Consider the following 24,908-nt stretch of genomic DNA (forward strand, 5'->3'; position numbering starts at 1 on the left):
CTTGCCATGCGTGACCGCTCGATGGGCGACCTGGTGAAGGACCAGCGCCCGCTGGCCATGCCGCCGGGGACGTCGGTGGCGGAAGCCTGCGCCGCCATGCATGGCCGCCGCGTCGGCGCGGTGCTGGTAGTGGAGGAGGGCGACCGCCTGGTCGGCATCTTCACCGGCCGCGATGCGCTGCGCTGCCTGGCGGAGGCGCGGGACGCGAAGGCGACGACGCTGGCCGAGGTGATGACGCCGAGCCCGACCACGCTGCATCCCCGCGACGGCGCGATGGAGGCGCTGCGGCTGCTGGACGATGCGGGGTTCCGCCACCTGCCGATCTGCGAGGATGGTCGCGTCTGTGGCATCGTCTCCCGCTACGATTTCCGGGCCCGGGAGCATGCGCGCCTCGATGAGGAAAGCGGCTTCTTCGAGCGGATGCGCTGAGGCTATCCTGGCCGCGAGTGAATCGCGGGAACGCCACCATGGAGACGCCGGAGCCGATCTGGGACATCGCCCACCTCGGCCATGTGGAGCTGCTGACGCCGAAGCCGGAGGAGAGCCTGCGCTTCTTCCTGGACGTCATGGGCATGACGGAGGCGGGGCGCCGCAGCGACAGCGTCTATCTGCGCGGCTGGGACGATTACGAACGCTATTCGCTGCAGTTGACGGCGAGCCATACTTCGGGCCTCGGCCACGCCGCCTTCCGCACGCGCAGCCCGCAGGCGCTGGCGCGGCGCGTAGCGGCGCTGCGGGCGGCGGGGCATGAGGTGTGGGCGCAGGAGGGCGAATTCGGCCACGGCACGGGCTGGCGCTTCCGCGATCCGGACGGGCACCTCTTCGAGATCTACTACGAGACCGAATGGTACGAGGCGCCGGAAGCGCTCCGCCCCGCGCTGAAGAACCAGGCGCAGCGCTTTCCGGCGCGCGGCGTGAATGTGCGGAGGCTCGATCACTTCAACTGCCTGGCCGTGGATGTGCGCGCCTGCCGCGAATTCTTCGAGAGCACGCTCGGCTTCCGCTGCACGGAGCGGATCGAGCTGGACAGCGGCGAGGAAGCGGGGATGTGGCTGACGGCCACGAACAAATCCTACGACTTCGCCTTCACCAAGGAAGCGCATGGCGTGCCCGGCCGCTTCCACCACGTGACCTTCGCGCTGGACAGCCGGGAAGCGATCCTGCAGGCCGCCGATGTCTTCCTGGAGAATGGCGTCTTCATCGAGACGGGGCCGCACAAGCACGCGGTGCAGCAGACCTTCTTCCTCTATGTGTGGGAGCCCGGCGGCAACCGGGTTGAGGTGGCGAATGCTGGCGCGCGGCTGGTGCTGGCGCCGGACTGGAAGACCATCACCTGGACCGAGGCGGAACGCCGGAAGGGCCAAGCCTGGGGGTTGCAGACGATCAAGTCATTCCACACCCATGGCACGCCGCCGCTGCCGGATGGCGTTCAGGACTGAAGGAAGCCGATCAGCAATTCCGCCGTGCGCTGCGGCTGTTCCTGCTGCACCCAATGCCCGGCGCCCGGCACCAGATGGGCGCCGCGGAAATCCGCGCAGGCCACATCCTGCATGCGCGTGAAGGCGCCGGGGAACTGGAAGGTGCCCCAATCCGCGGCGCCGCTGATGAACAGGGCCGGCACCTCGATCCGCCTGCCGCTGAACAACGTCAGCTCCGCCGCATTCGCGCCGCCGGTGTTGCAGCGATAGGATTGCAGCCCGCCCTGGAAGCCGGTGCGCGTGTATTCCGCGACATAGACGGCAAGGTCGCGTTCCGGCAGCCAGGTATTCGCGGCGATCTCGGCCTGGGATGGCATGAAGGGATCCACCGCCTCCGGCATCGTCGCGCGTAGCGGCATGATGTAGTAGTCCGGCATCTTCGCCAGTTCGGTCGCCGTCCAGCCCTTCAGCGGATGCGGTGTGTTGCCCGCCCAATCCGCGGATTTGTGGTGGTAGTAGGCGCGCAGGAAGGCGTGCAGCCCCTGCGGCGGGTTGTTCATGTCGGCAGCCGCGGGGCGGGTCGCGTAGTACCATTGGTAGTGCTTGCGCGGCGGCGTCAGCGCGGCCATGGCGGCATGCACATCCTCCTGCGGCGCGGGCATGCGCGAAGGCGGCCCCGCGAAGGGGGACGACATCAGTGCCACGCGTGGAAAGATGTCGGGCCGGACCAGGGCGCACCAGGCGGCGACGGGCGATCCGTAATCGTGCCCGATCACGGCATGCACGCGCGCCAGGCCCAGCGCCTCCACGAGCGCCAGCGCGTCTCGCACGAAGTTCAGCATGGTGAAGGGCGCGAGGGGCGCATCGTATTCCGCCGTCCAGCCGGTGGTGCGGCCATAGCCGCGCTGGTCCGGCGCCACGACGTGGTAGCCCGCGGCGGCGAGCCTCGGCATGACGTGGCGCCAGGAGAAGGCGAGTTCCGGGAAGCCGTGCAGCAGCAGCAGGCAGGGGCGCCCCGCTTCGCCGGCTTCCAGCACATGCATCGAAAGCCCGTTCACGCGCGGGATGATGCGGCTGCGGATGCCGGGCGGCAGGGGCAGGGGAGTCATGCGGCGCGTTTCCCTCGATGGCTTGCGGGCAGTGTAGCAGCCGACCACACTCGCGGCGACCAGCAGCGAAAGGCGACGCGATGTGGCAGGCCCACACCATCATCCACAACGGCGTGGCGATGCCATTCAACGATGCGCGCATCCATCCGCTCGCCCTTGGCGTCGCCTTCGGCGTTGCGGTGTTCGAGGGGCTGCGCGCCTATCGCCACCCCGTCACCGGCGGCTTCAGCGTCTTCCGCCTGGATGAGCACCTGGCGCGGTTGCAGCAGGGCATGAAGGTGATGCGCTTCGACAACCCGCCCTCGACGGAGACGCTGCGCGCGGCGGTGCTGGAGGTGATCCGCCTGAATGCGCCGGACGAGGATGCCTATCTGCGCGTGCAGGTGCAGATCGAATCCATGGGCATGATGGCGACGACGGGGCCGGTCGGCTGGATCGCGGCGGCGCTGCCGCGGGAGCGCAGCAAGAAATTCGCGAGTGGCCTCGCGGCCTGCGTCTCCTCCTGGACCCGGATCGCGGACAATGCGATGCCGCCGCGCATCAAGGCCTCCGCCAATTATCATGCGAGCCGGCTGGCGACCTTGCAGGCCAAGGCGGATGGCTATGACAGCGCGCTGCTGCTGACGGCGCGCGGCAAGCTTTCGGAGGCCGCGGCGGCCTGCCTGTTCCTGGTGCGTGACGGCGTGCTGGTGACGCCGGGGCGGACCAGCGACATTCTCGAAAGTGTGACGCGCGCGACGGTGCTCACGCTCGCCAACGAACTTGGCATTCCCGTGGAGGAGCGGGAGGTGGACCGCACCGAATTGTATGTGGCCGACGAGGTCTTCCTCTGCGGCACGGGGCAGGAGCTGGTGGCGGTGACCTCGGTGGACCGGCTGCCGGTCGGTGACGGCAAGCCGGGCCCGATGACGCAGCGCCTGCAGGCGGCCTATGAGGCGGTGGTGCGCGGCACCACCGACGCCCATCCGGAGTGGCGCGCCATCGTCACCTGAAGCGCACCACCAGGTTCAGGCCTGCATCGCAGGTGGCGGTGGCGCCGGGGGGGAGGACCAGCGTGCTCTCCCGCTCCTCCACCAAGGCGGGGCCGGAGACGGTGTCGCCGGGGCGAAGCGCGGTGCGGTCGATGACTGCGGCCTCGACGAAGCCATCGCCGAACCAGGCGCGGCGCGTGCCCTTCCGGGCGGCGCCGCTGTGCTGGCCGGCGGGGGCGAGGCGCAGCGACGGCGTGGGGCCGCTGACGATGACGCGCCAGCCGACGGTCTCCGCGGGCAGGCCCGCTTCGATGCGGCCATAGAGGCGGCGGTATTCCGCTTCGAAGGCGTTGCGGATGGCATCGCGGTCGCCCCGCGCGATGGCATCCGCGCTGACGGCGGCCTCCACCTGGTAGCCCTGGCCGGCATAGCGCAGCGCGGCGAGGATGCGGATGGAGACATCGCTGTCGGCGACGCCGGCTTCCGCGACCATGGCGCGGCCCTCCGCTTCCATCGCGCCGATCATCGCGCGCAGCGCCTCCATGTCGAGCGTGGCCAGCGGCGCCACCAGGGCGCGGAGATGGGCGAAGGAAATGGGCGCGGCGAGGAAGCCGAAGGCCGAGGCGACGCCGGCGCCGGGTGGCGAGACGAGTGTCGGCAGGCCGAGCTTCATCGCGATGGCGCAGGCATGGACGGGGCCGGCGCCGCCGATCGGGACCATGGCGTAGTCCTCGATCCGGCGCGCCTTCTCCAGCGCATGGATCGCAGCGGCCTGGGCCATGGCGCCGTTCACGGTCTCATGCACCGCCCAGGCGGCCTCCACCGCGGAAAGGCCGAGCGGCTTGCCGATATGCTCCAGCAGGGCGCGTTCGGCGGCCGCGACGTCGAGTGCCATGTCGCCGCCGAGGAAGCTGTCCGGCGCCAGGTAGCCCAGCAGCAGATCGGCATCGGTCACCGTCGGCAGCGTGCCGCCGAGCCCGTAGCAGGCGGGACCGGGATCGCTGCTGGCGCTGTCCGGCCCGACCTTGATGAGGCCGAGGCGATCGACGCGCGCGATGGAACCGCCGCCCGCGCCGATCTCGATCATCTCGATGACCGGCACCTTCAAGGGAAAGCCGCTGCCTTTCCGGAAGCGGTCAACTCGAGAAACTTCGAAATCGAGGCTGCGCTGCGGCTCGCCCTGGTCGATCAGCGCGGCCTTGGCGGTGGTGCCGCCCATGTCGAAGCAGAGCACGTCCCGCGCGCCGGCCGCGGCGCCCACGATGCGCGTCGCCTGCACACCGCCGGCGGGGCCGGATTGCACCAGGCGGATCGGGTGTTTCGCGGCCACGTCGTCCCGCACCGTGCCGCCATCCGACAGCATGAGGAAGAGCGGGCCGGTGAGGCCGGCGTCGCAAAGGCCGCCGCGCAGGCGTGCGAGGTAGCGTTCGAAGACGGGCTGGACATAGGCGTTGCAGATGGTGGTGGTGCCGCGCTCGTATTCACCGATCTCCGGCACCAGGTCGGAGGACAGGCACAGCGTCAGCCCCGGCGCTTCTTCCCGCGCCAGCTCCGCTAGGCGGCGTTCATGCACGGGGTTGAGGAAGGCGTGCAGCAGGCAGATGGCGAGCGCCTGGGCGCCGCCATCCCGCAGCGCGCGGATGGCCGCGCGGGCAGCATCCTCCTCCAGCGGCTTGACGACCGCGCCATCGGCGCGGAGCCGCTCCGGCACGCCGAGGCGCAGGCGGCGCGGCACCAGCGGTTCCGGCCGGCGCATGAAGAGGTCATAGGTATCGTGGCGGAGTTCGGTGCCGATCTCCGGGATGTCGCGGAAGCCTTCGGTCGTCAGGAAGCCCGTCGGCACGCCGCGGCGTTCGATCAGCGCATTGGCGACGAGGGTGGTGCCGTGGATGACGTGGCTGACCTCGGTGGGTGCGACACCATGCGTGGCCAGGAGCTGGCGGATGCCTTCCAGCACCGCCTGTTCGGGCGCATGCGGCGTGGTGAGGAGCTTGCCGTTAAAGAGCCGCCCGTCGCGGCTGTCCAGCAGCACGAAATCGGTGAAGGTGCCGCCGATATCGACGCCGATCTGCCAGGGCGTCATGCCACATAGCCTTCCGCACTGTCCTGCGCACGCGCTTCTGCGCTGCGTTCGCCGGGCGGGCCGAAGCCGCCGCCGCCGGGGGTCTCGAAGGTCAGCGTATCGCCGGGTTGCAGCACGATGCGCGCCTTGGCGGCGACCTGCTGGCCGTTGAGAAGATCGCGCCCCGCGCGCCCGGCCTCCCCGCCCAGCAACCCGCGTGGCGGGTGCTGCACGCGTTCATGGCGGTAGGTGGCGGTGACAGGCTTCTCGCCGATGACGCGGAAGCCGAGGCGCTGGCCGAGACCGCCCCGCATCCGGCCATCGCCGCCGCTGCCCGGGATGAGCGACTTCTCCGTCACCAGCATCGGCACCGCATTCTCGAACTGCTCCACCGGCTGCGTCGCGACGTTGGAGGGGAAGGAGAGGCAGGAGGCGCCGTCATGGGCGGCCGCGGCGCCATGGCCGCCATTCATGAAGAACATGCGGACATAGCGCCGGCCATCGGGCTGCTCGCCGGTGAAATAGACGTTCCAGAGCGGGCTGCCGCATTCCGCCACCACGCGATCCGGGATCATCTTCCCCAGCGCCGCCAGAACCAGCATGGGCAGGTAGTGGCCCGTCAAATGCCGGCCCCAGACGGGGGCGGGGTGGCGGGGGTTCACGATGGAACCTTCGGGCGCGATCAGATGGATCGGCCGGAAGCTGCCATCGTTGTTCGGCGTCAGCGGATCGAAGGCGCATTTCACGGCGTAGTTGGAATAGGCGCGGGTGAAGTTCAGCGGCGAATTCACGGGGCGCAGGATCTGCGCGCCGGTGCCGGTGAAGTCGAGCGTCAGCCCGTCGCCCTTGATGGCGAGGCGCAGCCTGATCGTCACGGGATGCTCGAAGCCATCCGCGGTGACTTCGTCCGTCACCTCCCCATCCGGCACGGCGGCGATGGCGTCGCGCATCGCGCGTTCGGAGCGGCCGAAGATCTCGGCGGCGAGCTGGTCGGCCGACGAAATGCCTTCCTCCGCCAGGATGCGCAGCAGGCGGGGCTCGGCCTGGTCATACATCGCGAATTGCGCGCGGATGTCGCCCAGCACCTCGCCGGGCATGCGGCAATTGGCTTCGAGGAAGGCGATGACGTCCTCGTTCTCGACACCGCCCTTCAGGATGCGCGCCACGGGGATGGTGAGGCCTTCCTCCCAGGCGTCGCGCGCCTCGACGGAGGGGGCACCGCCGATATCCGTGGCGTGGAAGATGCTGCCGATCCAGGCGGTGATGCAGCCGCCCGCGAAGACCGGCTTCACCATGGTGATGTCGTTCAGGTGCCCGGTGCCAAGATAGCCGTCGTTGCTGATCAGCACGTCGCCGGGCTGCAGACGCGCGCGCGGGATGCGGGCGAGCATGGCGGAGAGCGTCCGCGGCATGGTGCCGACGAAGCTGGGGACGGAGCGCGAGGATTGCGCGAATTGCCGTCCCTCGCTGTCCATCAGCCCGACGGCCATGTCCCAGTTGTCGCGCACGACGGAGGAGAAGGAGGTGCGCACGAAGGTTTCCGCGGCCTCATCCATCAGCCCCGCGATGCGGGCCCAGGCATTGCCGAGGCGAAGGGCGGAGAGTGCCATCTCAGCCCCGCATCGCCTGGAGCTGCGCGGGATAGCCGGCGGGGTTCACGGTGACGTCGATCAGTGACGGCCCGTCATGTGCGAAGGCCTGGCGCAGCGCGGTTTCGTATTGCGCGGGATCGTCGGCGCGGAGCCCCTTCACGCCGAAGCCCTCCGCCACGGCCGCGAAATCCGTGCGGGTGAAGCGGACGCCGGCCTGGGGCAGCTGGCGCTGCTGCTGCTTGATGTCGATCAGCGACAGGGCGCTGTCGTTGAAGACGATGGTGACGAGCTTCGCGCCGAGCTGCGCGGCGGTGGCGAGTTCGCCCAGGCACATCATCAGCCCGCCATCGCCGGTGAAGGCGATGGCGCCGCGCGCGGGGTCATGCAGCGCGGCGGCGAGGCCGGCGGGCAGGGCGAAGCCCATGGAGGCCAGGCCGTTCGAGATCAGCAGATCCCGCGCCTGCTCGCATTGCCAGAAGGCGGTGGCGGAGAACATGTGCGCGCCGGCATCGACGGCGACGCGCGGCGTGGCGCCGGCGGCCCGCGCTTCCTTCTGCGCAATGCGCACGATGTCGGGCGGCGAGACACCGCCGCTGCCCTGCCACTCCAGCGCGGCCAGCGCGGTGTCCCGCAACACGGCAATCCCCTGAGCCGTCCAGGTGGAGGCGCGCGGTTCCAGAAGCGCGATGCTGTCGGCGAGCGGGCCGTGCGCCGCGGCGGTCGGCTCCGCATAGCGAACGGGATGCGGGCGCAGCGCGATGTCGAGGATCGGCGCCGTGTAGCGCCAGGGCTGCAGGATCAGCTCCACCGGGTCCAGCCCGACCTGGATGATGAGGTCCGCCTGGCCGACGCAGGGCGCTTCCAGCGTGCCACCCGTGAAAATGCCGGCGAAGAGCGGATGCGCGTCCGGCAGCACGCCCTTGGCCTTGTAGGTGACGAGGACGGGGCAGCCCAGCGCCTCCGCGAAGCGGCGCAGCGCGGCGGCGTTCGTGGCGTTGGCGGCTTCCACCCCCACCAGCAGCACGGGGCGCCTAGCGGCGGTCAGCAGGGCTGCGGCATCGCCGACCGGGGGGTGGTGCGGCGCCATGGCCTGGAAGCCTTCCACGGGCTGCGCGGGGCGGCGCACGGCCTCTCCGGTCAGGTCCAGGTGCACGGCGCCTCGGGGGGCGGCCTCCGCCTGGTCCAGCAGGGCCATGATGCCGGCCATGGGGGCTTCGGCATCGGCGCGGGCATAGGCCTTCACCACGCCGGCGGTCATGGCGCGCTGGTCGAAATACTGGTGCGTGACCCAGCTGGTCTGCTTCGGCGTGAAGCCATCGGCCAGCAGCAGCAGGGGCGCGCGTTCCAGCGTGGCGCAGGCCAGGCCGTTCACCGCATTGCCGACACCGGGGCCCTTGGTCGTCAGCACCACGCCGGGCGCACCGGTGAGTTCGGCATCGGCCATCGCGGCGATGGCGGCGTTGGATTCCTGGCGGGCGAGGATGAAGTCGATGCCGAAGCGGGGCGCGGCCTCGATGACATCGAGCGAGGAGCCGCCGCCGGGCACGCCCCAGATGCGCCGCGTGCCGCGCCGTGCAAGTTCGGCAAGCAAGGCTTCCGTCAAGGTCATCGCCACGTTCCTTCCCCCGATCCTCCATTCCTCTGCCCCCGCGCGCGCGGCTTGCCAAGACGGGTGTCTTGCCAAAGGGGGGCGGCCACCCTCTGCTGCGCGGGATCGGCATGGGAGAGGCGTGATGGCGGGTTTCGCGGGCAAGCGGGTGCTGGTGGCGGGCGGCAGCCGGGGCATCGGTCGGTCGATCGCGCTCGGCTTCGCGCAGGCGGGCGCGGCGGTGTCCATCTGCGCGCGGGGCGCGGGCCCGCTGGAGGCGACGCGGGCGGAGATCGCGGCCTGCGGCGTGACGGCGCATGCGGCCTCCGCCGACCTCGGCGTGTTGACGGATGTCACGGGCTGGGTGGAGGCCGCCGCGGCGGCGCTGGGCGGGATCGACGTGCTGGTGAACAACGCCAGCGGCTTCGGGTCCCGCGACACGGAGGAGGATTGGGCGCGCGGGCTGAACGTGGACGTGATGGCGACTGTGCGCGCCAGCCGCGCCGCGACGCCGTGGCTGAAGCAGTCGCGCGGCAGCATCGTGAACGTGACCTCGATCTCGGGCTTCCGTCCCTCGCTGCGCACGCCGGCCTATGCGGCGGTGAAGGCGCTGCTGGTGAACTACACGCAGAGCCAGGCGGCCGCCTTCGCGCCGGATGGCGTGCGGGTGAATGCGGTGGCGCCGGGCTCCATCGAATTCCCGGGCGGGTCCTGGGAACAGCGGCGCAGCAGCGATCCCGCGCTCTACAACCGCATCCTCGGCTCCATCCCCTTCGGCCGGCTCGGCACGCCGGAGGAAGTGGCGGAGGTCGCGCTGTTCCTGGCCAGCGATTCGGCGCGCTGGGTGACGGGGCAGACGATCATCGTCGATGGCGGGCAGATGCTGGGATGACAAGAGGGTGCGCGAAACAGTCGCGATACGAATGAAACAACCGCGGGGCGCGGTGACATGAAGCGGCGGCGGCGCGGGACTAGAAGGCGCGCCGCCATTCAAGGAACACCAATCCCATGCCCCGGCTTCCGCTGTTCTTCATCATCGCCGCCGCCACCTGCCTGCTGGTCGGCGTCTGCCTCGGCATCATGATGGGCATCCAGCATGATTTCCACCTGGCCCCCGTGCATGCGCATCTCAACCTGCTGGGCTGGACGTCGCTCGCGCTGATGGGCCTGACCTACCGCGCCTATCCGCAGCTGCACGCGAACCCGGTGCCGGCGGTGGCGCAGTTCGCGCTCTCCACCAGCAGCGCCTTCCTCTTTCCCTTCGGGATCTACCTCTCCATCGAGCAGCAGGCGCCGGCGCTGGCCATTGCGGCGTCGCTGGTCTGGCTGGCTGGGGTCGTGATGTTCCTGCTGCGGCTGGTGCTGCTGGCCGCCGCGCGGTCCCCGCGGCGCCACCCCGTGATGGTGCCGGCGGAATGACGCGCCTTCGCCCGGGGCGCTGACAGGCGGCGCCTGATGTGGCGATATGGGGGGATCGGCAGCACGGCCGCACCCCCGAGGAAACCATGATCGATCTTCACGCCAAGCGCCTGAACGGCCCCGTCATCCGCCTGCATCCCGATGACAACGTCGTCGTCGCCCGCACGGAATGCGAACCCGGCACCTCCATCCCCGGCGAGAATTTGGTGACGCGGGACAAGGTGCCGGCGGGCTACAAGATCGCCACCCAGCATCTGCGCAAGGGCGACCCGGTGCTGAAGTACCAGGTCACCATCGGCTTCGCGGCGGACGACATCCCCGCCGGCACCATGCTGCACAACCACAACATCGAGTTCCGGGAATTCGACCGCGACTACGCCATCGGCCGGGACTACCGCCCGGTGGCGATGGTGCCGCCCGACCAGCGCAAGACTTTCGCGGGCATCGTGAGGCCGAACGGGCGCGTGGGCACGCGGAACTTCATTGCGATCGTGTCGTCGGTCAATTGTTCCGCGACGGTCAGCCATGCGGTGGCGGACTGGTTCACGCCGGAACGCTTGGCCGACTACCCGAATGTCGATGGCGTCGCCGCCTTCACGCACTCCACGGGCTGCGGCATGGAGTTGTCGGGGGAGCCGATGCAGCTGCTGCGCCGGACGCTGGGCGGCTACATGCGCCACGCCAATGTCGCGGGGGTCGTCGTCATCGGCCTGGGCTGCGAGCGCAACCAGATCGCGGGGCTGCTGGCGGAGCAGGGTCTCACGCCCGGGCCGCTGCTGAAGACGCTGGTGATGCAGGAGATCGGCGGCACGCGGAAGAGCATCGATGCGGGCATCGAGGCGGTGAAGGCGATGCTGCCGGAGGCGAACAAGGCGACGCGGACCACCGTCTCGGCCGAACACCTGACGGTCGGGCTGCAATGCGGCGGCTCCGACGGCTTCTCCTCCATCACCGCCAACCCGGCGCTCGGCAATGCGATGGACCTGCTGGTGCGGCATGGCGGCACCGCGATCCTGTCGGAGACGCCGGAGATCTATGGCGTCGAGCACACGCTGACGCGGCGCGCCGCGAGCCGGGAGGTCGGCGAGAAGCTGATCGAGCGCATCCGCTGGTGGAAGGATGTCTATACGCCCGGCCGCGACACGCAGATCAACGGCACGGTCAGCCCGGGCAACCAGACCGGGGGCCTCGCCAACATCTTCGAGAAGTCGCTGGGTGCCTCCATGAAGGGCGGCACAGGGCCGCTGATGGATGTGCTGCGCTATGCGGAGCCGGTGACGACGAAGGGCTTCGTCTTCATGGATACGCCGGGCTTCGATCCCGTCTCCGCCACCGGCCAGGTGGCGGGCGGCGCCAACATGATCGCCTTCACCACGGGGCGCGGGTCCATGTATGGCGCGAAGCCCGTGCCCTCCATCAAGCTCGCCACCAACACGCCCATGTTCCGCCGGCTGGAGGAGGACATGGACATCAATTGCGGCGAGATCCTGGATGGCACCGCCAGCATGGAGGAGATGGGCGAGCGCATCCTCGATTTGATGCTGCGCATCGCCTCCGGCGAGAAGACGAAGAGCGAGGAGCTCGGCGTCGGCAAGCACGAATTTGCCCCGTGGCAAATTGGAATCACGGGTTAGAGGCGGGGTCCGGGGGGCGCCACGCCCCCCGGCGGAGCGCGAGGCGGAGCCTCGCTTTTTTCATGCCCTCAAACGCCGGGCGCGCGCTCCGCGCGCTTGGCTTCGCCGGACTACCGGCGGCGCCCGTTCGGGCGCTCGGACCGGTCAAGCGACCGGTCCGCCGATGTCACAGCGGCGGCCAGCGATCCGCCCAGGGATGCGCGGCCTCGTATTGCCGCGCCAGCGCCACCAGCAGCCAGTCCGCGCCGTAGGGGCCGATCAGCTGGAAGCCGATCGGCAGTCCGTCGGCGGAGGGGGCGCAGGGCACGTTCATCCCCGGCAGCCCGCCGGCATTCACGATGCCGGTGAAGGCGCGGTTGTGCGGCGGGCCGAACTGGTCGGCGGGCCAGGGCAGGGCGCCGGCGGTCGGCGTCATCAGCACGTCCCAGTCCTGGAAGGCAATGGCGAATTGTGCCTGCACCTCGCGGAAGGCGGCGAGGCCGTCGATGTAGTCGGCGGCGGTGAGGGTGGCGCCGCGATCGGCCATCTCCTCATAGATCGCGCCGATCTTCCCGCGCCATTCCTTGCCCCGCAGCAGCCAGGCCAGGCCGCCTTGCGTGAAGGTCGGCCAGTGCTTCTCGAACAGCGCGAGGTCCACGGGCAGCTTGCCCGTCGTCACGCGGTGGCCGAGCGCGGCCATGTTGCGCGCCGCTTCCGCGCAGCTTTCCGCGACGGGGGCGTCCACCTTCCAGTCGCCGAATTGCGGGATGTAGAGCACGCGGAGGTTCTTCGGCGGCGGCGGTTCCTCATGCGGGCCGGGCACGCCGATGGAGAGGCGATCCTCCGCCAGCGGGCCCTGGATGAGAGACAGCGTCGCGGCGAGGTCATCGACCGTGCGCGCGATGGGCCCGATGACCTCTGCATCGTCGAGGATGATGGGAAGCCCGTGGCGCCGCGCGACGCGGCCGGTGGAGGGCTTCAGGCCGACGAGCCCATTGTGGCAGGCCGGACGCCGGATGGAGCCGCCGCCATCGGTGCCGAGGGTCACGGGCCCGAAGCCGGTCGCGACCGCCGCCGCACCGCCGCCGGTGGAGGCGCCGGAGGTCAAGGCGGGGTTGTAGGGGTTGCGGGTGACGCCGAAGGCCTTGGTGTCGATGTTGCCGCGGCCCAGCGTGAACTCCGAGACATTGGTCTTGCCGATCAGCACGGCGCCCGCGGCGCGCAGGCGGGCGACCGGCGTCTCGTCGTGTTCGGAGACGTAGTCGAGGTAGAGCTCACTGCCCCAGGCGCAGCGCAGTCCGGCCTGGGTGATGTTGTCCTTGATGGAGACGGGCACGCCATCCAGCGCGCTCAGCGGCTTGCCCGCGGAGAAGCGCGCATCCGCGGCGGCGGCGGCTTCCTTGGCGCCCGCCTCGTCCAGCGTCGCGATGGCGTTGATGGCGGGGTTCGCCTGCGCGATCCGCGCCAGGACGGAGGCCAGCGCCTCGCTCGGCCGCAGCGTGCCGGCACGGTAGCGCGCGGCGAGTTCGGTGGCGGAAAGGCGCCAGGCCTCGGTCATCATCATGTCTTTCGTCAGTTCGCGGGCGTGAAGAAGCGCGCCAGGGTCCACTCATCCGCGCGCGGCGTATAGGCCAGGCCGCCGCGCGTCGCCCAGATATTCACCTGGTAGAGGATCGGCACCAGCGCGTGATCCTCCATGGCCATCTCGCTGGCCTGTTGCAGCAGCGCGCTGCGGGCATTGTCGTCCACCGTCGCCAGCGCCTGCTGGATCACGGCGTCGAGTGCCGGGTTCGAATAGCGGCCGCGATTGCCGACCCCCATGCCGCGGTCGCGATCCACCGTGGCCAGCAGCGCGCGGAGCGGCGAGGAGGCCTCCCCGGTATTGCTGCCCCAGCCCAGCAGCATGGTGGAATAGGCGTGGTTGGGTGGCCCGCCCTGGGAGAGGATGGTGTTGAAGGGCAGCGCCTCCGCCCGCGTCTCGATGCCGGCGCGTTGCAGCATCTGCGCCACGGCCTGCAGGATCTTCTCGTCATTGGGGAAGCGGTCGTTCGGGCCATGGATGGTCAGCGCGAAGCCGTTCGGCAGCCCGGCCTCCCGCAGCAGGCGGCGGGCGCCGTCGAGGTCGAAGCGTTCGGGCAGGAGGCGCGGGCTGGCGCCGAAGAAGCCATCGGCCAGCAGGCCGCCGGCGGCGATGGCCTCACCCTCCATCAGGCGGTCCACGATGGCGGGCCGGTTGATGGCGCGGGAGATGGCGGCGCGGACGCGGGGATCGCGCAGCGGGTTCGGCATGGCAGCGCCGCCACGCTGGGTGGCGTGGGGAGTTTGTTCGCGGAAGGTGTCGAAGGAGAGGAACATCACGCGGTTGGAGGTGGCGCGGAACAGGCGGAGATCCGACCGGCGCTTCAGCGCCTCCAGCTGCGTGATCGGCACCGCGTCCACGCCGTCCACATCGCCGGAGAGCAGCGCGGCGGCGCGGGCGCTGTCATTCGGCACGATGCGCAGCGTGACGCGCTGCCAGGGCGCGGCCCCGCCCCAATAGCCGTCGTGGCGCGTCAGCACCACGCGGTCGCCCGGGGTGAAACTCTCGAAGCGGAAGGGGCCGGTGCCGACCATGGCGGTGCCGGCGCGGAAATCGGCGGTGGTGGCGGCTTCCAGCCGGTGCGGGATGATGTTGATGACGGAGAGGTCCGTCGGCAGCAGCGGCTGCGGGCCGCGCGTGGTGATGCGGAGCGTGCGGGCGTCCACGACCTCGACGGAGGCTATGCCGCGGGTGAACTGCGTGAAGGGGCCGGGGCTGTTCGGCACGGCGGGCACGCGGCGCAGGCTGGCGGCGACGTCCTCCGCGGTCAGCGCGGCGCCGTCGTGGAAGGTCACGCCCTCCCGCAGCCGGAACTCCCAGGCGGTGTCGGAGAGCGGGCGCCAGGACTCCGCCAGGCCCGGGACCAGGCGCTGGCGTTCATCCTGGTGGACCAGCTTGTCGAAGACATGCGCGGCGATGGCGTTGTTCGGCACCAGATTGTGGAAGTGGGGATCGATCGCGGTCGGGGTGGAGGCCAGCGCCAGCGTCAGCCCCTGCGCCCGCGGCGCCCCTGCAGGGATCCCGGCGGGCAGCGTGGCGGCGAGCAGCGCGAGGGCGAAGAGCCGGGGCCTGGTCATGCGTCGATGGGCCTTCACAAGGGAGGCGGAGCTTCCTGCCGGAACCGGTTGCGCGCAAGGCGGGCGGACTGCTTGAAAACCATGCTGTTTTTCGCAGGCGGCGATGCTTTGCCGGCAAGTTGGGCAAAAACCGGTCGCCTGCATTGCCGCGGTGCAGCAGGCGGAGGATGCTCGCGCCTTTCCTGCGCGGAGACGTCGCCATGACCCTGATCGCCCGTCGCCTGCTGCTGGCCGGAATGGCCGGTGGCCTCGCCACGCCGGCCCTGGCGCAGGCCGGCTTCCCGAATCGCGCCATCCGCGTGGTGGTGCCCTTCGCGCCCGGCGGCATTACGGACATCCTCGCCCGTGCGGCGGCGGAGGCCATGGCGCGGTCGCTGGGCCAGCCCGTGGTGGTGGAGAACCGCGCCGGGGCGGGCGGCAATGTGGGGTCGGAGGCGGTGGCGAAGGCAGCGCCCGATGGCTACACGCTGCTGGCCGTCGGGCCCGCGGTGATGGGCATCGCCAAGCCGCTCTACAGCCGGCTCAACTACGATCCCGACAGCGACTTCACCTGCCTCGGCCTGCTGGGGGCGCAGGCGAATGTCATGCTGGTCAGCCCCCGCGCCCTGCCGCAGCCGACGCTCGCCGCCTTCCTCGAGGCCGCGAAGGCGAAGCCCGGGGAGATCCCCTTCGCCTCCTCCGGCAGCGGGTCGCTGACCCATCTGACCGCGGAACTCTTCGCGGCGGAGGCCGGGCTGCGGCTGGTGCATGTGCCCTATCGCGGCAGCCCGCCGGCGCTGGCGGACCTCGCGGGCGGCCAGGTGGCGATGATGTTCGATGCGCTGACCACCGCGCTGCCGCTGCACCAGGGCGGCCAGGCCCGCATCGTCGGGATCGCGACGCGCGGCCGCGCGGCGGACCTGCCGGAGGTGCCAAGCCTGGTGGAGGCGGGCTTCCCCAGCCTGGATGCGCCGAACTGGTTCGGCCTTTTCGCGCCGGTGGGGACACCCGCGCCGGTCGCCGCGCGGCTCTCCGCCACGCTGGCGGAGGTCACGGCGTCCGACGGCTACAAGGCGCTGATGCGGGCGAGGAGTGCCGAGCCGGTGGCGCTGGGCGACCGCAGCCTGGACGCCTTCCTGGTGGCGGAGCGCGCGCGATGGGCGGATGCTGTGCGCCGAAGCGGCGCGAGGGTGGATTGATGGCATGACGAAATTGGATCGCCATGCCACCAAAGAGGCTGGTCGTCCGCCTGCCTAAGGAGTAACCTCTTTGGATCGTCGTGCATACAAGACGTGATGCCGGCGACCGCAGGCTTCGAGGCGACCCAGGGATGTTCACTTCGGAAGGAGCCGGCCTTGCCCGGCTCTCCGCGTTGCTGTGCCTGATCACGGCGTTGTGGCTGCCCGTGCCGGCCTCGGCGCAATCCGGCCAGGCGAACAAGCCGGTCGACAGCATGTCCTGCCGGCGCCAATGCGATGCGCGGATGCCGGAGCGGGCCATGAACCCTCAGCCCGTGCAGGCCTGCCTGGTGCGCTGCGCGGCGGGTGAACGGCACCTGTCCCGCCAGAACCAGCGCGGCACGCCGGAAGCCACCGGCCGCGGCAGTTCCGCGCCCTCGACATCGGGCGCGATGGCCAGCGCCCGACCGGGCGTGGCTGCCGGTGTGCCGAATGCCATGCCACAGCGCAGCGCCGCCGCGGGCCGCAGCATCGTCGCCTATGCAGCGCCGCTGCCGGGGCGCGGCCTGTCCATCTCCATGCCGCAGGAGCGGATGGCGGCGCATCGCGGGGCGGAGACGGAGTGCTTCCGCCGCAACAACAACAATCCCTGCCGCCTGCTGGCGGAAACCGCGGATCGCTGCCTCGCCATCGCCTATGGCATCCGGGCGACAGGGCTGGTGATCACGTCAGACCCCCGGACCTTCACCATCCACCATTACGGGACGGGATCGGGGGCGGATGAGACCTCCGCCGAATTCGCCGCGCTGCGTGACTGCTCCGGCCGCCTGGCGGCCGGCGTCTCCTGCCGCATCGCCACCTCGCGCTGCGGCTGACATCCGCTTCAGGGAATCGTCGCGGGAAAGTCGTGCGTGCCATCCGCGCGCAGCGGCAGGCGCGTGACGGAGAGCACGGCAGAGAGCGGCAGGCTGGCATAGAGGTGCGGGAACAGGCCGGGTCGGCTGCTGCCGGAAGCCGGCTCCCATTTCAGCGCATCGCCGAGCCGCGCCGCATCGGCCTCCACCAGCCAGAGATCGGCGACGCCGGCGCGGTGCTTGGCCGCGCTGGCGCGCAGCTGGGCGGCGGTGGAGAAATGCAGGAAGCCGTCGCGCTGGTCATGCGCGCTGCCGGCATAGGCGCCCGCGTCCTCCGCGGCGCGCCAATCGGCTTCCCTCACCATGGTGTAGATGCGGTCTTCCATCGCGCGGCCCCCGGCTTGCGGGGGCGTTTTCAGCCGAGCAGGCGGTAGAAGACAAGCCCGCCCGCTTCCGCCACCGGCACCTGGCCCACGGCCCAGCGGGGCAGCGTGTCGGCGGCATGGTAGTGGGTGGCGCCCCCGGTCGGGTCGGGCAGGGAACCTGACAGCGCCCGCGCGGCGATGCGCTGGCAGATGGCGAAGGCCGGGTCCGCCCGCGTCGCCGGGTTCGCCATGGCGTCGCGCCGGGGATGCCTTGGATGCCAGCAGGCGAACTGGAAGGGCGCGCGGCAGATGGCGCTGACCCCGGTGCCGAGGTGCCGCGGCCCCTCCGGCGCGCTGGCGAGGCGCAGGCGGTTCATGACCACGGCGGCGATGCCCTCGATCCCCCGCACCGGGCGGCCGGCGGCCTCCCCCCAGAGCGTCAGCGCCAGCACCAGGAGCCCCGGGGGCGTGGCCGGGCTGCCGATCGCCGCGCTCACGACCGCGGCTCCGCTTCCGCGCGGGCGGAGAAGCCGACCTTGCGGGGCGTGACGACCTGGCCGGAGATGGCGGCGGCCGCGGTCGCGGCGCGGCTCACCTCGTCCAGCTTCTCCTCGATGCGGACCAGGTGCAGCGACAGCCGCGAATCGAGGTCGCGGATCAGGGACAGCGGCACATAGGTGCGCGCCACCTCCAGCTTGAACTCGGCCAGGTCGTCGCGGGCGGAGGAGGGCGGCGGCGCGGGGGCGGGCGGCGGTTCCGGCCGCGCCATCAGGTCCCGGCGCAGCAGATGGACCATCCAGAGCATCAGCAACGCCAGCGGCGCATCCGCGGCCGCGGCCAGCAGCTGGGGCGGGATCTCGGGGATCATGGGGGCACTCCTTGAAGGGAAGCGGCGGCGGAACCACCCTGGGGGGGCCGCGCGGAAGGGCCGCGCGGGACTGGGGGATGCGCCGCGCGGCCGATGTGGAACGAGCCTTACCTGGAGACCTGCTGCCGATCGGCGCTGCACCGGCTGACGCTGGTCAGGCCGCATGGGCGCCCGGATGGGCTGAAGGACGGCCCCTGCCTGCAGAGGCTGGCCGGCATGGGGCTCGCCCGCTGCCGGCCCGATGGGCGGTTCGAGGCGACAGCCGCCGGGCTGGAGCGGCATGCCTCGGAGATCGCCCGCAAGCGGGCGTAACCGCTACAGGCCGCGCCAGGGCAGGGCGGTGCGCGGCGCCGGCGGCGCGAAGGGCAGCCGCACCGGCTCCGCCAGCAGGCAGCCGGCCACGGCATCCAGCGCATCGTCGCGCAGCCCCGGCGCATCGGGGCGCCATTCCGCCATCTCCCGCACGAAGCGGCCACGGAAGACGCTCTCATGCGCGGAGAGGCGACGGGCGGCGAGCACCGGGTCCAGCGCCGCCAGGATGCGCTCCGACTTCGCGCGGCGGCTCGTCGCCTCCACCACCGTGCAGGCGCAGCCGGCGCGCGACATCTCCCGCCGCAGCAGGCTGGGCAGGAAGCGGCCGAGGCCGTTCGTCTCCACGCGCACCACGGGCAGCATCAGGTCCCGCGCCAGCGCCGCGACCGCGCGGCATTGCTGGGTCGCGGCATCCTCCTCCGCATCCGGGTCATGCAGCAGGTAGGCGATGCGGTGGAGGTAGTGCCGCCCCTCCGCATCCGCGAACATCGCGGCCAGCACGCTGGAATCGCCGGTGCCGGGACGGCCATAGGCCGGGTCCCACCAGCCGCCGCCGGAGACGAGGCGCGTGCCCATCAGGGACAGCACGCCGCGGCCATTGGCCTCCCGGTAGTCGATCTCCGCGGCGTAGCGCGACATCGCCGCGGGATCGAGCCGCGCGGCGCCGATCGCCACCGGCTCCAGCATCATCTGCCGGCGGAAGGCGATGGGGCCGACCCGGTCGCGCAGCGCCGCTACGGCCGCATCCGGGAAGCGTTCGGGCCAGGCGCTGTGCCCGTTCGCATCCAGCAGCGGCAGCATGAGGCGACGGTAGCCCGAGAGGAAGCCGGCCTCGCCTTCGGCATAGAGGCTCTCCTCCGTATGCGGCGTGCCGACGAAGAGCATGGTGCCGCCGGGGACGAGTACGAACTCGGCCTCGGTAAGCCGCTCCCGCAGCTCCTCCCGCTTCCCCGGCGTGTCGCAATTGCCGGCGACCTCCACGTCATCGGCGATGATGAGGTCGGCGCGCGCGCCGGTGATGTTGCCGCCGATGCCCGCCGCGATCATGGAGGCATCGCGCAGCACGCCCTCGCGCGCCACGGTGAAGCGGTCCGACGCCCAGGATCCCTCGCCATGGCCCGGCAGCAGCGCGGCGCAAAGGGGATGGCGGCCGAGGATGCGGCGCACATTCGCCACCATCTTCGTCGCCAGCGCATGATCCGCCGCCACCACCAGGATCCGCGTCTCCGGTGCGCGGTAGAGCCGCCAGGCGCAGTAGAGGCCGATGAGGGTGGATTTGCCGAAGCCCCGGAAGGCCATCAGCAGCAGCCGCCGGTCCCCGGCCTTCTCCCGCGCCTGCAGCCAGCGCAGCACGCGCCGGTGCAGGGCAGGCGTGCCGAGGCCACTCGCCTGGTTCCAGATCCAGGCGAATTCGACCAGGTCGGCGGGGCGTGGGCTCAAGCGTTCTCCTCCGTGGGTGGATCCTCGCCCTCGCCCTCGCGCGCGATCATGGCGCGCGCATGGGCCAGGACATCCTGCACCGCCTCCTCGGCCTCCTCGGCATCTCCCGTGGCCAGGGCAGCGAGCTCGCTGATATGCGCCAGCGCGGCGCGGGCGGCGGATTGCCGCGCCGCGAAGGTCTTCGCATCCGGCGGCACCTCCTCCAGCGGCGGGTCGTTGATGAAATGCGCGTATTCATCGGCGACGCGGTCCAGCACGGCGGCGAGCTTGGCCCGCGGCACGCGCTGGGCCTTGCCGCGGGTCGTCCCGGCAGGCTTCCTCATGCCTTCACCACCCGCACGCGCACCGTGCCCGCATTGAGGTCCACCGCCGCGCCGGAGCGGTTCCAGGCCGTGACCGTCACCGTATCCTGCGCCCCGATCTGCGCCAGGAAGACGCAGCCGGAGGTGGAGAGCGAATAGGCCGCCTGCACGAAATCCCCGGGCCGCGCGCCGGCCACGGTGACGTTGATCTGCGCGCTGGCGCCGGCGGCGATGGAGGGCGGGTCCCAGGCCTGTTCGGCTATCAGGTCCCGCACGCCGATGCGAAGGTCGGGCAGCCCATACAGCAGGGGCGGCGCCTGGCGCGGATCGCAATGCAGGCGCATCGCCCGCACCTCGTAATCCGTCGTGATGCGCGCGACACCGATGATGGCGGTGGCCACCTGCGGCGCCAGGCGGATCGCCTGCAGCCGCGTCAGCCCGGCATCATCCATGTCCGCCGACCCCTGCCACCACCGCGCCGTCGCGTTCCAGGCCAGCGACTGGCCGGACGCCATGACCATCGTGCCCGCCGCATCGGTCAGCAGGTTCCAGCTGGCATCGAAGGCCATCACGACGAGGCGCGGCGAATCCGCATCCACGGTCAGCGCGAAGTCCTTGCAGCGCGCCGTATCCACGACGAAGCCGAGGCCACGCCCGCCGGTCAGGATCACGCCGCGGCTGGTGAGCACGTAGGAATCGAGGGCCGGGAAGGCGAATTGCGGCAGCGATGTCGGGCTGCCGGAGACGTTGGTGGAGAGGCAGGCCAGCTTCTCGAACCCCGTCTCCGTCCCATTCCACCGGATGGCGGCGGCGCGGAGCGAGGGGACCGAGGCCACTTCCCGCGTCGCCTCCCGGTTCGGCAGCGCCTGGTGATAGGCCTTCACCACGCCGCCGAGACGCGTCGCCGTCTCCGTATGCTCGATCTCGATCGCATAGCCCTGGCTCGCCCAGGCGATCTCATACAGATGGTCCTGCGCGCCGGCGGTGTGGCGGGCCACGATGGGGTCGCAGCCTTCCATCCGGATGGCGCGCGCCACCACGGCGCGGCTGTTCACCTCCATCAGGAAGGGGATTCCGGTCGCCGGGATGTCGCGGGCATTCAGCTCGAAATTCGGGCCGTCGAACAGATGGCGGTTATGCGCGACATAGGCGCCGGGCTCGGCGGAGAAGCGGATGCCGAAGCGGTCCTTGTCCGTATGGACCGTGCTGCCCACGGCGAAGTGGCCGCCATAGTAGCGGATGGAAGTGTTCCACGCCGCCGCCGTCAGGGTATGCACGTCGAGCCCGATCTTGTTGTTCACGAAGCGGCCGAGGATGAGCGTCGTATCCTCAAACCCCCGCTCATCGCCCAGCGTGCGCAGCCCGATGGTGAAGCCCGTGATCTCCCGGATCTCGATCAGCGAGGCGTCGTGGTTGCGCAGCACCACGCCGATGTCGCCCTCGCTCAGCCAGTCGCTGGTGGTGGCGCGCGTCACCGCGATGCCGCTGTGCAGCTTGTTGGCGTTGCGCGTCGTGCCGCCATCGCCGATGGTGAGCGCGGGCTGGTTGCCCGGGCCCGCATAGACGATGCGGCCACGCATGGTGAGCCCCGCCGCCGCGCCCGGCAGCGTGAGCGGCTGCTGCGTGCGGAAGGAGCCTTCCCCGATCGTCAGCATCTTGCCGGAGGCGGCGGCCGCGTTCATCGCGGCTTGCAGCGCGGGCCCGTCATCCGTCACGCCATCGCCGGTCGCGCCGAAATCGCGCGCGGTCAGCGTCTCCGCCAGCTTGTCCTCCACCGTGTGCGGCACGGCGCCGGGAAAGGGCGCGGTCAGCAGGCCGGAATCGCGCGGCACGACGACGATGTCGCCCACGCTGTCGAAGCCGAGCAGCCGGTTGGCGCGCGCGCTGCGCATCGGCAGCGTCATCTCGCCGCCGATGTCGGCGGGATCCCGCCTGAGGGCGGAGGAAAGCTCCTCCCGCTGCTCCTGCAGCGCCGCCACCATGCGGTCGAGCTCGTCGTTCAGCGTGCGGGCGCGCAGCACGCCATTGTCCTGGAAGTCGGTGGTGCGTTCGACCTTGATGCGCCGCCGCAGCGTCACCGTGCTGCCGATGGCCGGCGCGGCGGGAAGCGTGACGGTGCCGCCATCGGAGAGGCCGGCGCCGGAGACGGTGTAGCCGCTGCCGAGGACGATGCCGTCGATGCGGACCTCCATCTCCTCCGCCATGAAGATGGGGAAGGGGTAGGTGAAGTCGGTGCGCGCGCCATCGCCCACGTATTGCACGCGCGGCGCGACGTCGCCGATGCGGATGTGCTCGGCCATCGTGGGCTCCAGGAAAGGGGGGCAGGGAAGGCGCCACGCCTTCGGCGTGGCGACGGGACATCAATCCAGCAGGTTGCGCAGCGAATTGCCGAAGCTGCTGCCGGCGCGCAGCCAGGTCGTCAGCGATCCGTCATTGTTGAGCAGGCTGCGCCGCCCGGCGGAAAGCCGGGCGGCGAAGACCTGGTCGCTATCCGCCTGCGCAGCCGCGGCATCGCGTTCGAAGCCCGCCGTCAGGGCGGCGGCGGAGCCTTCGTCCGGGGAGACGCCGCTGGCGGCCAGCCGCGCGCGGGCTGCGGCGGTGGTGCCCGCCAGCCGCGCCTCCCGCGCCCGGGCTTCCGCCGCCTGCTGCGCGGCCAGCTGCTGCTGGCGTGCGGCTTCCTGCTGCCGGGCCGCCTCGGCCTGGGCGCGGGCGTTGCTCGACTGCGTCTGGGCCTGTCGCACGGTCGAATAGATCGATGCGCCCGCGCCGAGCGCGGTCGCGATGGGGGCGAGCTGCGCCATCAGTCGGTCATCCTCATGTCGGTGGTGACGGAAAGCAGGGTCAGCGGCAGCGGCGTCTCACCCTCCACCCGCCACAGCGGTGCCATCGCATCCCGCCGCCAGCCCAGCGCGCGCAGCGTGACATCGCCGGTGAAGGGCGCGGGCGCCGCATCCAGCAGCGCGGTATCGAGCCGCCGGAACGGCACCGGCTGCACCCCGCGGCCGAGATCGACCTCCAGCGCCGGCGTCTCCATCACCCGGAAGGTGGCGGAAACCAGGCGCAGCGGCGCCGAGGCCGCGCCGCTCGCGCCCGACAATGCGGTGGGCAGCGGTTCCACCACATGGCGGAAGGGCAGCCCGGCCTGCACCGACCGTGCCGGCGGATCGAGCGTGACGGCGCCCGCCGCGACGGTCGCGGTGCCTCGCGGCGCGCCATCGGCCAGCACGCCCACTTCCGCCCCTTCGAGATGCGAGAGCCCGGACCAGACATCCTGTTCCGCCGCGCTGCTGCCGGACAGCGCGGCATCCAGGCCGAGCGTGGCGTCGAAGCGTTCCAGGCGGTAGGATCCGCGGCGTTGCACCACGGCGAAGACGCGGCCCTCGGTTTCCGCCACCGCCTTGAACAGGCCATCGGTGTCGAGCCGCGTCCAGGCCGTCACCTGCTCCGCGCGATACAGCGTCAGCGTCGCGATCGAGCCATCCGCCATCACCACATGCAGCAGCCGCATGGTCTGGTCATAGGCCATGGAGACCGGCGACTGGATCAGGTGATGCGCGACGAGCGCAAGGTCATTGGCCTGGTAGACATCGGCGACGTCGGTATAGGCGAATTCATGCACCGCGCGGCCGGACCGCGCGACGAAGAGCGTCGCGCCATCCACGTCGACCGGCGGCACCTGCCGGTCCACCAGGCTGCCGACGCGGGTCTGACGATGCAGCTGGATGGAGGAAGGCGTCAGCGGATCGCCCGTCACCATCCATTCGGCGCCGGAGGTGAAGACCTGCAGGTGCCGGCCGGAGAAGACCGCGCGGATCGCATTCACCTGGTCCGAGACCAGCGCGAATTCGATCGCCTGGTCATCGAGGCCGGTGCCGTTGTCGAAATTGCCGATGTCGCCGGTCCTCGACAGCCAGAGCCGGTTCGGCAGGTCCCGCGATCCGCCCAGCACCAGGCGGTCCTGGTGGAAGCAGGCGGAGACGGGATAGCCGCGGATGCCGCTGAAGGCGGGCTCCGCCCAGTCCGTGGTCGCGGTGGTGCCCGGCAGCGTGCCGGCCACCACCGCCGTCGCATTCCGGGCATCCGTCACCGCGGTGATCGTCGCGGTCAGCCCGGCGATGCGGAAGGACGCCGTGACATAGCCGGCGGAGAAGACATCGGCGGAGGCCGTCAGCGTGATGGTGCCGCTGGTCGCGGATGGCGTCAGCGTCACGCCCGGGCGGAAATTGTAGACGGGCACGGCATCGAAGACGAAGGGCGCGAGCGTCCAGCTGGTATGGCTGGTCCGCGTCAGGCGCTGCGGCGCCACCTCCGGGTGGAACAGCAGCAGCGTATCCGCACTCTGCGTGAAGGCGACCTGCGCCTGCATGCTGGTCGACCAGGGCGCGGGCAGGGTCGCCACCGCCGCATCGCCCAGGAAGACCTGCAGCTGGCCCTCGGTCAGCGCCAGCAGGTAGGTCTGCTCCGTGTTGAATTCGAAGGGGATCAGCCGCGCCGGGCCCGGCAGCGTCGCCACATGCAGCAGACCCGGGCGGCGCGCGACGCCGCCGGTCGGCTGGATGACGACGTTGCGCAGCCGCCGCGCGCCATTCTCGAAGGCGCGGAGGTCGCCGCGGCCATAGAGGTTGGGAGCGAGTTCGCCGGCGGTGAAGGATGACTTGGTGCGTCGTGTCGCGATGGTCATG

At 71.1% G+C, this 24,908-nt stretch carries 23 protein-coding genes; 9 read left to right on the plus strand and 14 right to left on the minus strand.

All coding sequences use genetic code 11. The features are described from left to right. Nucleotides 1-6 precede the first annotated feature (6 nt). Nucleotides 7-429: a CBS domain-containing protein gene (locus G3576_RS20690; protein WP_164696341.1), complete on the plus strand. Its 423-nt coding sequence runs from the start codon at nt 7-9 to the stop codon at nt 427-429. Between the two features lie 38 nt (nt 430-467). Beyond that, on the plus strand, nt 468-1,439 hold the full coding sequence (locus G3576_RS20695) for a catechol 2,3-dioxygenase (protein ID WP_164696342.1): 972 nt from the start codon (nt 468-470) through the stop codon (nt 1,437-1,439). On the opposite strand, the gene G3576_RS20700 is transcribed toward G3576_RS20695, so the two are convergent. Beyond that, on the minus strand, nt 1,430-2,527 hold the full coding sequence (locus G3576_RS20700) for an alpha/beta hydrolase (RefSeq protein WP_164696343.1): 1,098 nt from the start codon (nt 2,525-2,527) through the stop codon (nt 1,430-1,432). The genes G3576_RS20695 and G3576_RS20700 overlap by 10 nt on opposite strands. Nucleotides 2,528-2,607: 80 nt before the next feature. On the opposite strand from G3576_RS20700, the gene ilvE reads away from it, so the two are divergent. Then, nucleotides 2,608-3,519 (plus strand): branched-chain-amino-acid transaminase, encoded by a 912-nt coding sequence (gene ilvE, locus G3576_RS20705; RefSeq protein ID WP_164696344.1) that lies wholly within the window; start codon nt 2,608-2,610, stop codon nt 3,517-3,519. Here ilvE and G3576_RS20710 read toward each other — a convergent pair. The 3 genes from G3576_RS20710 to G3576_RS20720 are packed head-to-tail and all read right to left on the minus strand — an operon-like array spanning nt 3,512 to nt 8,761. Next, on the minus strand, nt 3,512-5,581 hold the full coding sequence (locus G3576_RS20710; RefSeq protein WP_164696345.1) for a hydantoinase/oxoprolinase family protein: 2,070 nt from the start codon (nt 5,579-5,581) through the stop codon (nt 3,512-3,514). The genes ilvE and G3576_RS20710 overlap by 8 nt on opposite strands. Then, nucleotides 5,578-7,170: a hydantoinase B/oxoprolinase family protein gene (locus tag G3576_RS20715; RefSeq protein ID WP_164696346.1), complete on the minus strand. Its 1,593-nt coding sequence runs from the start codon at nt 7,168-7,170 to the stop codon at nt 5,578-5,580. The genes G3576_RS20710 and G3576_RS20715 overlap by 4 nt, the downstream gene beginning before the upstream one ends. A 1-nt stretch (nt 7,171) precedes the next feature. Next, complete coding sequence (locus G3576_RS20720; RefSeq protein ID WP_164696347.1) at nt 7,172-8,761, minus strand: thiamine pyrophosphate-binding protein; 1,590 nt, start codon at nt 8,759-8,761, stop codon at nt 7,172-7,174. A 124-nt stretch (nt 8,762-8,885) separates the two neighbouring features. On the opposite strand from G3576_RS20720, the gene G3576_RS20725 reads away from it, so the two are divergent. From G3576_RS20725 to G3576_RS20735, 3 genes are all read left to right on the plus strand, one after another. Further along, a complete protein-coding gene (locus G3576_RS20725; protein ID WP_207622944.1) occupies nt 8,886-9,632 on the plus strand; it encodes an SDR family NAD(P)-dependent oxidoreductase in 747 nt (248 codons plus the stop codon). Nucleotides 9,633-9,748: 116 nt separating this feature from the next. Further along, nucleotides 9,749-10,159 (plus strand): hypothetical protein, encoded by a 411-nt coding sequence (locus G3576_RS20730; protein ID WP_164696349.1) that lies wholly within the window; start codon nt 9,749-9,751, stop codon nt 10,157-10,159. A gap of 86 nt (nt 10,160-10,245) precedes the next feature. Next, nucleotides 10,246-11,793 carry a UxaA family hydrolase gene (locus tag G3576_RS20735; protein ID WP_164696350.1) on the plus strand — a complete coding sequence of 516 codons (1,548 nt, stop codon included), beginning with the start codon at nt 10,246-10,248 and terminating at the stop codon, nt 11,791-11,793. Between the two features lie 166 nt (nt 11,794-11,959). Here G3576_RS20735 and G3576_RS20740 read toward each other — a convergent pair whose 3' ends face one another. Beyond that, nucleotides 11,960-13,336, minus strand: coding sequence for an amidase (locus G3576_RS20740; RefSeq protein WP_164696351.1), 1,377 nt, complete (start codon nt 13,334-13,336; stop codon nt 11,960-11,962). A gap of 8 nt (nt 13,337-13,344) precedes the next feature. Beyond that, nucleotides 13,345-14,928 carry an ABC transporter substrate-binding protein gene (locus G3576_RS20745; protein WP_164696352.1) on the minus strand — a complete coding sequence of 528 codons (1,584 nt, stop codon included), beginning with the start codon at nt 14,926-14,928 and terminating at the stop codon, nt 13,345-13,347. A gap of 200 nt (nt 14,929-15,128) precedes the next feature. Here G3576_RS20745 and G3576_RS20750 point away from each other — a divergent pair, with 200 nt between their 5' ends. Then, a complete protein-coding gene (locus G3576_RS20750; RefSeq protein ID WP_164696353.1) occupies nt 15,129-16,106 on the plus strand; it encodes a Bug family tripartite tricarboxylate transporter substrate binding protein in 978 nt (325 codons plus the stop codon). Nucleotides 16,107-16,237: 131 nt separating this feature from the next. Continuing rightward, nucleotides 16,238-16,960 carry a DUF4189 domain-containing protein gene (locus G3576_RS20755; protein WP_164696354.1) on the plus strand — a complete coding sequence of 241 codons (723 nt, stop codon included), beginning with the start codon at nt 16,238-16,240 and terminating at the stop codon, nt 16,958-16,960. Nucleotides 16,961-16,968: 8 nt separating this feature from the next. On the opposite strand, the gene G3576_RS20760 is transcribed toward G3576_RS20755, so the two are convergent. Genes G3576_RS20760 through G3576_RS20770 form a run of 3 tightly spaced genes read right to left on the minus strand, consistent with a single transcriptional unit; the run spans nt 16,969 to nt 18,172 of the window. Beyond that, complete coding sequence (locus G3576_RS20760; protein ID WP_164696355.1) at nt 16,969-17,325, minus strand: DUF952 domain-containing protein; 357 nt, start codon at nt 17,323-17,325, stop codon at nt 16,969-16,971. A 29-nt stretch (nt 17,326-17,354) separates the two neighbouring features. After that, a complete protein-coding gene (locus G3576_RS20765; RefSeq protein ID WP_164696356.1) occupies nt 17,355-17,801 on the minus strand; it encodes a cell wall hydrolase in 447 nt (148 codons plus the stop codon). Beyond that, nucleotides 17,798-18,172 carry a hypothetical protein gene (locus tag G3576_RS20770; protein WP_164696357.1) on the minus strand — a complete coding sequence of 125 codons (375 nt, stop codon included), beginning with the start codon at nt 18,170-18,172 and terminating at the stop codon, nt 17,798-17,800. The genes G3576_RS20765 and G3576_RS20770 overlap by 4 nt, the downstream gene beginning before the upstream one ends. A gap of 93 nt (nt 18,173-18,265) precedes the next feature. Between G3576_RS20770 and G3576_RS20775 the strand changes: the two genes are divergently transcribed. Next, the gene (locus tag G3576_RS20775) at nt 18,266-18,484 is read left to right on the plus strand and encodes a hypothetical protein (RefSeq protein ID WP_164696358.1); all 219 of its coding nucleotides are present in this window, start codon (nt 18,266-18,268) and stop codon (nt 18,482-18,484) included. A 3-nt stretch (nt 18,485-18,487) separates the two neighbouring features. Here the strand turns inward: G3576_RS20775 and terL are convergent, their stop codons facing one another. From terL to G3576_RS20800, 5 genes are read right to left on the minus strand one after another with little or no spacing between them, the layout of a single operon-like run. Continuing rightward, a complete protein-coding gene (gene terL / locus G3576_RS20780) occupies nt 18,488-19,924 on the minus strand; it encodes a phage terminase large subunit (RefSeq protein ID WP_164696359.1) in 1,437 nt (478 codons plus the stop codon). Further along, nucleotides 19,921-20,247, minus strand: a complete 327-nt coding sequence (locus G3576_RS20785) for a hypothetical protein (RefSeq protein ID WP_164696360.1) — start codon at nt 20,245-20,247, stop codon at nt 19,921-19,923. The genes terL and G3576_RS20785 overlap by 4 nt, the downstream gene beginning before the upstream one ends. Further along, on the minus strand, nt 20,244-22,526 hold the full coding sequence (locus G3576_RS20790; protein ID WP_164696361.1) for a phage tail fiber domain-containing protein: 2,283 nt from the start codon (nt 22,524-22,526) through the stop codon (nt 20,244-20,246). Before G3576_RS20790 ends, G3576_RS20785 begins: the two co-directional genes overlap by 4 nt. A gap of 60 nt (nt 22,527-22,586) precedes the next feature. Further along, a complete protein-coding gene (locus G3576_RS20795) occupies nt 22,587-23,027 on the minus strand; it encodes a hypothetical protein (protein ID WP_164696362.1) in 441 nt (146 codons plus the stop codon). Continuing rightward, the gene (locus G3576_RS20800; protein ID WP_164696363.1) at nt 23,027-24,907 is read right to left on the minus strand and encodes a hypothetical protein; all 1,881 of its coding nucleotides are present in this window, start codon (nt 24,905-24,907) and stop codon (nt 23,027-23,029) included. The genes G3576_RS20795 and G3576_RS20800 overlap by 1 nt, the downstream gene beginning before the upstream one ends. Nucleotide 24,908: the final 1 nt, after the last annotated feature.

Source organism: Falsiroseomonas algicola, assembly GCF_011040385.1.
Taxonomy (GTDB): domain Bacteria; phylum Pseudomonadota; class Alphaproteobacteria; order Acetobacterales; family Acetobacteraceae; genus Falsiroseomonas; species Falsiroseomonas algicola.

Bases quoted from the DNA above. Each gene is read 5' to 3' on its own strand.
- G3576_RS20760 (WP_164696355.1), bottom strand. From the start codon at position 17,325: ATGGAAGACCGCATCTACACCATGGTGAGGGAAGCCGATTGGCGCGCC.
- G3576_RS20755 (WP_164696354.1), top strand. From the start codon at position 16,238: ATGTTCACTTCGGAAGGAGCCGGCCTTGCCCGGCTCTCCGCGTTGCTG.
- G3576_RS20710 (WP_164696345.1), bottom strand. From the start codon at position 5,581: ATGACGCCCTGGCAGATCGGCGTCGATATCGGCGGCACCTTCACCGAT.
- G3576_RS20730 (WP_164696349.1), top strand. From the start codon at position 9,749: ATGCCCCGGCTTCCGCTGTTCTTCATCATCGCCGCCGCCACCTGCCTG.
- G3576_RS20720 (WP_164696347.1), bottom strand. From the start codon at position 8,761: ATGACCTTGACGGAAGCCTTGCTTGCCGAACTTGCACGGCGCGGCACG.
- G3576_RS20750 (WP_164696353.1), top strand. From the start codon at position 15,129: ATGACCCTGATCGCCCGTCGCCTGCTGCTGGCCGGAATGGCCGGTGGC.
- G3576_RS20745 (WP_164696352.1), bottom strand. From the start codon at position 14,928: ATGACCAGGCCCCGGCTCTTCGCCCTCGCGCTGCTCGCCGCCACGCTG.
- G3576_RS20770 (WP_164696357.1), bottom strand. From the start codon at position 18,172: ATGATCCCCGAGATCCCGCCCCAGCTGCTGGCCGCGGCCGCGGATGCG.
- ilvE (WP_164696344.1), top strand. From the start codon at position 2,608: ATGTGGCAGGCCCACACCATCATCCACAACGGCGTGGCGATGCCATTC.
- G3576_RS20795 (WP_164696362.1), bottom strand. From the start codon at position 23,027: ATGGCGCAGCTCGCCCCCATCGCGACCGCGCTCGGCGCGGGCGCATCG.
- G3576_RS20695 (WP_164696342.1), top strand. From the start codon at position 468: ATGGAGACGCCGGAGCCGATCTGGGACATCGCCCACCTCGGCCATGTG.
- G3576_RS20800 (WP_164696363.1), bottom strand. From the start codon at position 24,907: ATGACCATCGCGACACGACGCACCAAGTCATCCTTCACCGCCGGCGAA.
- G3576_RS20775 (WP_164696358.1), top strand. From the start codon at position 18,266: ATGTGGAACGAGCCTTACCTGGAGACCTGCTGCCGATCGGCGCTGCAC.
- G3576_RS20725 (WP_207622944.1), top strand. From the start codon at position 8,886: ATGGCGGGTTTCGCGGGCAAGCGGGTGCTGGTGGCGGGCGGCAGCCGG.
- G3576_RS20790 (WP_164696361.1), bottom strand. From the start codon at position 22,526: ATGGCCGAGCACATCCGCATCGGCGACGTCGCGCCGCGCGTGCAATAC.
- G3576_RS20690 (WP_164696341.1), top strand. From the start codon at position 7: ATGCGTGACCGCTCGATGGGCGACCTGGTGAAGGACCAGCGCCCGCTG.
- G3576_RS20700 (WP_164696343.1), bottom strand. From the start codon at position 2,527: ATGACTCCCCTGCCCCTGCCGCCCGGCATCCGCAGCCGCATCATCCCG.
- G3576_RS20715 (WP_164696346.1), bottom strand. From the start codon at position 7,170: ATGGCACTCTCCGCCCTTCGCCTCGGCAATGCCTGGGCCCGCATCGCG.
- G3576_RS20735 (WP_164696350.1), top strand. From the start codon at position 10,246: ATGATCGATCTTCACGCCAAGCGCCTGAACGGCCCCGTCATCCGCCTG.
- G3576_RS20785 (WP_164696360.1), bottom strand. From the start codon at position 20,247: ATGAGGAAGCCTGCCGGGACGACCCGCGGCAAGGCCCAGCGCGTGCCG.
- G3576_RS20740 (WP_164696351.1), bottom strand. From the start codon at position 13,336: ATGATGATGACCGAGGCCTGGCGCCTTTCCGCCACCGAACTCGCCGCG.